The organism is Fusibacter sp. 3D3 (assembly GCF_001748365.1).
Taxonomy (GTDB): domain Bacteria; phylum Bacillota; class Clostridia; order Peptostreptococcales; family Acidaminobacteraceae; genus Fusibacter_A.
The window spans coordinates 39,879-46,836 of sequence record NZ_BDHH01000031.1 but is presented as its reverse complement, the minus strand read 5'-3'; the positions used below and the strand labels follow the sequence as shown (position 1 = coordinate 46,836).

Here is a 6,958-nt window from a genome sequence, read left to right as displayed (position 1 = left end):
GCGTCAGATGTGTATAAGAGACAGGGATCTCTTGGTTTAGGTCCTTTAGGAGAATAAGAACTATAAAGCAAAGTTGAAACATAAGAAAGATCAGTGAGCCATAATTTTAGAATTAAAGCCCAATCTTTGTTAACGAGGACTAAAATACCGTTACTGTAATGCATATTAAGCTGTTCTAAAAGAAAGTTTTGGTAAGCTTCATGAGAGATGGTTTCTGGTTTCATAAATGGCCTCCTAAGCATTGAATTAAAGGTAAAAACCCTTTCAAATTCATTGTTAGGCGCAATTTCAAATGTCAAGTGTTTTGATGAAAAAAGTTTTAAAAACATCAAATTATTTCATTGAATAATTTCCATTTTCAAAAGCAAAAAAAGAAAAAACCTCCTACTGAAAAGTGGAGGATGAAAATATACGTGTTTATTTAAAGCCTTGAAAAAACACGCTTGGGTTATTCCGAGAGGCTATTAAATTCTGAGGAGGGTCTATTAGTTGCAAGTAAAATTGCGGATAAGGCTGGCATTACCAGATCGGTAATTGTCAATGCGCTCAGAAAGTTTGAAAGTGCTGGCGTAATTGAAACCCGATCATTGGGCATGAAGGGGACTTATATTAAGGTTTTAAATGACTGTCTTTTAGTAGAGCTTCAAAAACTTAAAAATTAGCAATTCAAGCATGTGTTAAACCTATTTAAAAATCTTTGGGCGTGCAAAGGCACTACCCTTTAATAAACGAATGGGACGAGAGTGATCCTCAAAACTTTTTTATAAGTTATGAAGATCACTCTCGTCCTATTTATTATCAAAGAATGAAATTTGTTAAAGTATAAATTTTTAAATCACAATTATTATATAAGAAATAAGTCCTAAAAAATATGAATATAGGTACCAATCTCTTAAAAACGCTTTATTTTCTACAATATATGGGTTAAAATAAAAACTATAGATGTACATGTAGTAGAATGAGATATATGCTTTGAAAATTAATCAATTTTCAAATTCTAACCGATAGATATCTTATAAAACTGTAAAGGGGTGTAGGCATGTTTAAAAGTTCATTTAATTATTTTAATTTGATTAACAAAGCACTTGATGGTTCATGGATGAAAAATAGTGCCATTGCAAGCAATCTTGCAAATGTTAATACACCAGGCTATAAAAAGGAAACTGTTAACTTTGAAGATGTTTTGAGGAGTGAAATGAATTTGAATACAGGTGTGCCTATGACGAAAACAGATGCGCGTCATATAGACCCTTATAATTCGGGGACAATTACTTCTGAAAAAGTGAATGATACAAGTTACAGAGTTGATGGCAATAATGTCGATGTTGATGTTGAAAATGCTGAACTTGCAAAGAATACGATTTATTACAATTCACTGGTTACAGAGATCAATGGGCAGTACAACCGATTGAAGTCGGCTCTTAGGATTAATAAATAGGGATGCGATATGTTGATTGAGTAGAAAGATCAAGAGAGGTGTATTTTATGAGTTTTTTTAATTCTATAAACGTAAGCGCAAGCGGACTTACTGCTGAGCGCCTAAGAATGGATTTGATATCTGAAAATATAGCGAATGCAAATACCACGAGAACGACCAGCGGGACGCCTTATAGAAGAAAAATTGCCATTTTTAGAGAACAACAGCCAGATGCGTTTGCAGAGGCGCTTGGGAAGGCAAATGGTCAATTTGCAACGAGCAAGGGTGTTGAAATTGCTGGAATTGCTGAAGATCAATCTCCCTTTAAAAAAGAATACAACCCAAACCATCCCGATGCCGATGCTGATGGGTTTGTAAGTTTGCCTAATGTGGAAGTTGTAAATGAAATGATCAATATGATATCGGCATCAAGAGCCTATGAAGCGAATATAACCTCTATAGGGAATACGAAAAGTATGGCAATGAAAGCATTGGAAATCGGTAAATAGAGGAGGTCTATAGATGAACATATCACCACTCAATAATTCTATCATACAAAAAGATCAAAAATTAATAGATGTCAATAATGCGATTCATGATAAAGGTATTAATTTTCAAGATTTATTGGTGGAAAATTTGCAAAAAGTAAGTGACTACCAATTAAATTCAGAGAAAATGGATACGCTTTTTGCTTTGGGAGAGGTGGATAACATCCATGATGTAACCATAGCAAGTATGAAAGCGGACTTGACCATTAATTTAGCGGTTGAAGTGACAAATAAAGTGCTTTCTGCATATAACGAAATTATGAGGCTACAATTGTAAAAAAAAAGATAGATTATCACTTTATGGGGTGCATTAATGGGAGATTTACTAAATAAAATCCGCGAGAGGATTACCACTTTCTATTCGGGTTTAAATCGGAACAGAAGAATTTTGTTGATATCAGGTATTTCATTAGCTGTTCTAGTGGTTACTTTTTTGATATTGACATTGACGAGAACTGAATACGTTGAAATTGCTCGTGGTGTGACACCTGTAGATGCACAAGCTATAACAGCTAAATTAGATGAACTGGGGATTCCTTGGAAAGATGAAAATGATGCCTCAGTCATTCTTGTGTCTAAGAGCAATGTTTCTAAGGCGAGAATGGAACTTGCAGTTCAAGCACAAGCGGGCAATTTTAGTTGGTCAGATGTGTTTAGTAGCGAATCCATCACAATGACTTCGCAGACGAGAGAACAGATGTATATTCAAGCCACAGCAGCAGCTGTGGAGCAATCTATTGAAACGATAACTGCTGTTGAAAACGCTACTATAATTTTACAAATACCAAAGGACAGCAATTATTTTATGGCAGACAAAGTGATGTCCAAGGCTTCTGCGGTATTGACTCTAAAAAAGGGTTATGCCCTTGATGAAGCTCAAGTAAACGGTATCGTCAATTTGATGGTGAGTTCTGTGAAGGACCTTACACCAGAAAATGTTACGGTAATCGATAGCACGGGTGTTCAACTCAATAATCCTGAAAACAATGAATCCTTTTCAGCGAACAGTCAATTTGAACTTCAAGTTAAGACTCAGTATCAATTTCAAAAGGATTTAACTGTATTTCTTGAAAAACTTTATGGTATGGGAAATGTTGAGGTTCAACCTCATGTTGTACTCGATTTTAATCAGCAAACAGAAACACAGAGAGTTTTCAGCCCACCAATAGATGGCGAGGTCAATGGAATGCTCAGAAGTGCCACAAAGATTACAGAAAACGTTGTAAATGGTGCAGGTGCTGTAGGGGCTCCTGGAACAGATACCAATGGCGGGACGGTTACCTCTGCAGTGGAATCAACAGACAATGGTTCGTCTTACCAAAAGGCAAGCGACACACTAAATTATGAACTCAATGAAATTTATAGAGAGATTATAAAAGCACAAGGAACAGTCAGTGATATGTCAATAGGAGTGGTTATCAATTCTAAAGCGCTTGTAGATGGTGCTATGACGGATGATCACTATAATGAACTGATTGATTTGATCGCCATGTCCGCAGGGACTGGAAAAGAGAATATTCGGATTGTTGTTCGAGAGTTCCCGGACCCTATGGCGAATTATGATGTTTATACCGGGACGGATACAACGGGTCTTATATTTGGAGTGCCACTTTGGGCGCTTGTGCTCATTTTGTTGGTCACTTTGGCCGCAATAGTTGCTGCTGTTATTATAATGAGAAGAAATCGTGCTAAGAAGGCCGCAGCTGAAGAAGCTGAAAGACTTAAAGAACAACAGGTCAAAACACAACTTGAAGAAATTGGATCTGAGGCTGAAGACAAAGGCAGTCCAAAATATCATATTGAAAAATTTGTGGACACCAATCCAGAAGCGGCCACAGCTCTACTTAGAGCTTGGTTAAATGAAGATTAGGAGGCAGCATGGCAACCAAAAAAGGAAAAATGGCAGGAAAAACTAAAGCTGCGATACTCCTAATTGCACTTGGTCCCGAACGGTCAGCGACGCTGTTCGGTCATATGCATGATGATGAAATTGAAGAATTGACACTTGAAATCGCGAATGTGAGCAAGATCACACCTGAAGAAAGAGAACAAGTGCTCGAAGAGTTTTATCAAGTGTGTTTAGCGCAAGAGTTTATTTCAGAAGGCGGGATCAACTATGCCAAAGAAGTACTCGAAAAGGCCATGGGTTCGCAAAAAGCGCTTGAAATTATCAACAAGCTTACTTCATCGCTACAAGTCAAACCTTTTGACTTTGTTAGAAAAACGGATGCGAATCAACTGCTTAACTTTATACAAAATGAACATCCACAAACCTTGGCACTTATACTGTCCTATTTAAATGCCAACCAAGCAGCTCAGGTACTCTCTGCGTTGCCGCAAGAAAAACAAGCGGATGTCGCTCAAAGAATTGCCACCATGGAAAGTACATCACCTGAAATTATAAAAGAAGTTGAACTTGTGCTCGAAAGAAAACTTTCATCTATGGTCACTCAAGATTATTCCGCAACAGGCGGGATACAGTGTATTGTGGATATCCTTACCTCTGTCGATCGAGGCACAGAAAAATATATTCTTGAGACGCTTGAAATTCAAAATGCTGAGCTCGTGGAAGAAATTCGCAAGAAAATGTTTGTATTTGAAGATATCATCAATCTGGATAGTGTTGGTATTCAAAGGTTTATTCGTGAAGTGGATAATAGTGAACTTGCTGTTGCGCTTAAAGGTGCAACGGATGAAGTTAAGGAAATTATCTTTGCAAACATGTCCAAACGTATGGCTGAAATGCTCAGAGAAGACATGGACTTTATGGGACCAGTGCGTTTAAGAGATGTTGAAGAAGCACAACAAAAAATTGTCAATATCATCAGAAAACTTGAAGAAGCAAATGAAATTATTATCGCTAGAGGCGGAGGAGATGAGCTGATTGTCTAAAGTTTTTAAGTCCTCAAGAGTTATATTAGACGATAAGGCCTTTGTGCTTTCCGCAAAAATTGAAAAAGCTGTTGATGTTAATGAGACAGAAAAGGAAATGAAGTTGGCTGATCTCGTTGAGAGTGATCACGCGGTGACAACAGATCGAATCATTGAGGAAGCGCGAAGAGAAGCCGAATCTATTTTAAATGAAGCCGATTTTGAGGCAGCAGAAAAGTTGAAAATTGCTCAGCAGAGTAGTGATAATATTGTTTCTGATGCATATGACCAAGCAAAGGGCATCATGGAACAAGCTCGAAATAAGGGCTATGAAGAGGGTTATGAAGCTGCAATGAATGCCAGTAGTGAAGCCTCTAAGGCGGTAATTGAAGAGGCACTTGCCCTCAAAAATGAGTGGTTGAGCGCCAAAGAAACCTTAATGAAAGAAACAGAAGCAGAAATCATCGATATCATACTCGAAACGCTTTCAAAGATATTGAATCAAAAAGTTGAAGAGGATGTTCATCTGGTAGAAGCGCTCATTGGAGAAGCGATTAAGCGTGTGAATAAAACAGAGAATTTGACACTTCGAGTTTCGAGCGAAGATTATAGCCATGTGTTGAGTATAAAACCTATGATTGTTGCTATGACTGAAAAAGTAGATGATATTGAAATTAAGCAGGATTCATCGCTTAGAAATGGAAGTTGTATTATTGATACGGATTCTGGGAGTATTGATAGTAGCATTTGGACTCAATTTGAGCAGATACAGAAGATTTATGAAGATCTTTTGAAAAGTGAGTAGGGCAAAATCATGATAGATTTAACGAAGTATAAAAATGCTCTAATGGATAATGCGTTGCTTAAATATAGTGGAAGAGTTGCAAAAATCATAGGCTTGATGATTGAATCGATAGGACCAGCTGTTGAAATTGGAGAAGTTTGTGAAATATATCCAATTAAATCAGGCGTCCCTTTAAAGGGCGAGGTCGTTGGATTTAAAGATGATCGAGTCCTTTTGATGCCGCTTGGAGATATGGCGGGCATTGGACCAGGGAGCAAGGTAATTTCAACAGGTCACGACTTGCAAGTAGATGTTTCTGATGATCTGCTCGGCAGAATCCTCGATGGACTTGGAAACCCCATTGATGGACGCTATAAACCTAAAGCAACTTATAAATATCCAGCCAATAACAACCCGCCAAATCCACTAGAGCGTGATAAAATTGAAGATTCTATGCCGCTTGGCATAAGGGCGATAGATGCTTTGCTCACGTGCGGACGAGGTCAGCGTATCGGTATTTTTGCGGGGTCTGGTGTGGGTAAAAGTACTTTGCTTGGGATGATAGCAAAGTATACAAAAGCAGATGTCAATGTGATCGCTCTCGTTGGAGAGCGGGGGAGAGAAGTTCGGGAATTTATAGAAAACGACTTGGGTGAGGAGGGGCTTAAACGGTCTGTGGTCGTGGTTGCGACTTCAGATAAACCTGCTCTTGTAAGGGTGAAAGCAGCGCTGATTGCCACTTCCATCGCAGAATATTTTAGAGATCAAGGCAAAAATGTTGTATTGATGATGGATTCTGTGACACGGTTTTCGATGGCCCAAAGGGAAATCGGACTTGCAATAGGTGAACCGCCAGTTACAAGAGGGTATACCCCTTCAGTCTTTGCTGTACTGCCTAAATTGCTTGAAAGAGCAGGTAATTCATCTATCGGGTCCATAACGGGCCTTTATACAGTGCTGGTTGACGGCGATGATTTTAATGAACCTATTTCAGATGCGGCAAGAGGCATTTTGGATGGTCATATTATATTGACGAGAAATTTGGCCTCATTAGGGCATTATCCTGCGATCGATATTTTACAAAGTGCCAGCAGGGTTATGCCCAATATAATAGATGAAGAACATCTCCTAGCGGCGATGAAGTTTAAAGAAATTTTGGCAGTTTACAAAGGTTCAGAAGATCTTATTAGTATCGGGGCTTATGCAAAGGGGAGCAATCCGCATATTGATTTAGCCATAAGTAAAATTGATGACTTTAATGGATTTTTAAAGCAGAAAACCAATGAAAAAACGGATTTCAATGAAGTCGTTCAGGCGATGAAGGATCTTGTTCAATAA

At 38.3% G+C, this 6,958-nt stretch carries 7 protein-coding genes and 2 pseudogenes; 8 read left to right on the top strand and 1 reads right to left on the bottom strand.

The features are described 5' to 3' along the window. Positions 1-224 (bottom strand): annotated as a pseudogene (locus F3D3_RS22025) (hypothetical protein); the annotation flags it as partial. A gap of 240 nt (positions 225-464) precedes the next feature. Here F3D3_RS22025 and F3D3_RS22020 point away from each other — a divergent pair. The 8 genes and pseudogenes from F3D3_RS22020 to fliI all read left to right on the top strand — a co-directional run. Next, positions 465-662, top strand: a pseudogene (locus F3D3_RS22020) (GTP-sensing pleiotropic transcriptional regulator CodY); the annotation flags it as partial. Between the two features lie 377 nt (positions 663-1,039). Further along, positions 1,040-1,438 (top strand): flagellar basal body rod protein FlgB, encoded by a 399-nt coding sequence (gene flgB, locus F3D3_RS22015; RefSeq protein ID WP_069876596.1) that lies wholly within the window; start codon positions 1,040-1,042, stop codon positions 1,436-1,438. 47 nt (positions 1,439-1,485) lie between these two features. Further along, on the top strand, positions 1,486-1,926 hold the full coding sequence (flgC, locus tag F3D3_RS22010; protein WP_069876595.1) for a flagellar basal body rod protein FlgC: 441 nt from the start codon (positions 1,486-1,488) through the stop codon (positions 1,924-1,926). Positions 1,927-1,939: 13 nt separating this feature from the next. After that, positions 1,940-2,242, top strand: a complete 303-nt coding sequence (gene fliE, locus F3D3_RS22005) for a flagellar hook-basal body complex protein FliE (protein WP_069876594.1) — start codon at positions 1,940-1,942, stop codon at positions 2,240-2,242. A gap of 36 nt (positions 2,243-2,278) precedes the next feature. Continuing rightward, positions 2,279-3,835 carry a flagellar basal-body MS-ring/collar protein FliF gene (fliF, locus tag F3D3_RS22000; RefSeq protein WP_069876593.1) on the top strand — a complete coding sequence of 519 codons (1,557 nt, stop codon included), beginning with the start codon at positions 2,279-2,281 and terminating at the stop codon, positions 3,833-3,835. Between the two features lie 8 nt (positions 3,836-3,843). Further along, the gene (fliG, locus tag F3D3_RS21995) at positions 3,844-4,857 is read left to right on the top strand and encodes a flagellar motor switch protein FliG (RefSeq protein WP_069876592.1); all 1,014 of its coding nucleotides are present in this window, start codon (positions 3,844-3,846) and stop codon (positions 4,855-4,857) included. After that, the gene (locus F3D3_RS21990; protein WP_069876591.1) at positions 4,850-5,641 is read left to right on the top strand and encodes a FliH/SctL family protein; all 792 of its coding nucleotides are present in this window, start codon (positions 4,850-4,852) and stop codon (positions 5,639-5,641) included. Before fliG ends, F3D3_RS21990 begins: the two co-directional genes overlap by 8 nt. 9 nt (positions 5,642-5,650) lie before the next feature. Beyond that, positions 5,651-6,958 (top strand): flagellar protein export ATPase FliI, encoded by a 1,308-nt coding sequence (gene fliI / locus F3D3_RS21985; RefSeq protein WP_175438458.1) that lies wholly within the window; start codon positions 5,651-5,653, stop codon positions 6,956-6,958.